Source organism: Oleiphilus sp. HI0067 (assembly GCF_001635735.1).
Window position 1 is genome coordinate 1 of the sequence record NZ_LWFI01000508.1, and the last position, 866, is coordinate 866.

The 866-nt window shown below is 46.9% G+C and carries 1 protein-coding gene; it reads right to left on the bottom strand.

All coding sequences use genetic code 11. From position 1 onward, the window contains the following. A partial coding sequence (locus tag A3739_RS06025) for a glutamine synthetase beta-grasp domain-containing protein (protein ID WP_197472101.1) occupies positions 1–714 on the bottom strand: 714 nt, incomplete at its 3' end. Positions 715–866 lie beyond the last annotated feature (152 nt).

Here is an 866-nt window from a genome sequence, read left to right on the forward strand (position 1 = left end):
AAGAATTTGAACTTCGTCGGCTTTGTTTACAAGTGTGTTCGCACCAACGCCGATTTCACACTGACCAGCAGTACCTACTTCGTGGTGGTGTACTTCGATCACTAGTCCCATTGCTTCCATTGCAGCACACATTGCGCCACGAAGATCGTGCAAAGAGTCAACTGGTGGTACTGGGAAGTAACCGCCTTTAACGCCAGGACGGTGACCAGTGTTGCCGCCTTCGATGCTTGCGTCGCTAGACCATGCAGCTTCTTCAGAGTTGATTTGGTACATCGCACCGCTGATGTCAGCTTTCCACTTAACATCGTCAAATACGAAGAACTCTGGCTCTGGACCAAACAATGCGCTGTCTGCGATGCCAGTAGACTTCAAGTATTCTTCTGCGCGCTTAGCAACAGAGCGTGGGTCACGCTCGTAGCCTTGCATAGTTGCAGGCTCAACGATGTCACAACGCAAGATAAGAGTGGTTTCTTCAGTGAAAGGATCAAGAACTGAAGTAGAGTCGTCAGGCATAAGGATCATGTCTGATTCGTTGATGCCTTTCCAGCCAGCGATAGATGAACCGTCAAACATTTTGCCTTCTTCGAAGAAGTCTTCGTCAACTTCAGATGAAGGGATGCTTACGTGCTGCTCTTTACCACGTGTGTCTGTGAAGCGAAGGTCTACCCACGTTACTTCATTTTCTTGGATCAGGCCCAGAGTTTTCTCTGACATTATATTTACTCCATTTAACGGATGTTTTCGAACACCAAAGAGGTCGTTCTTGTATTTCGGTCTGCGACGATTGTTATCACCTTTGCAGATGTTTGTTGTCGCAAACTGTTGTTTTATTGACGCAATAAGCGTTCTTTGGGGCTTATTTCGTA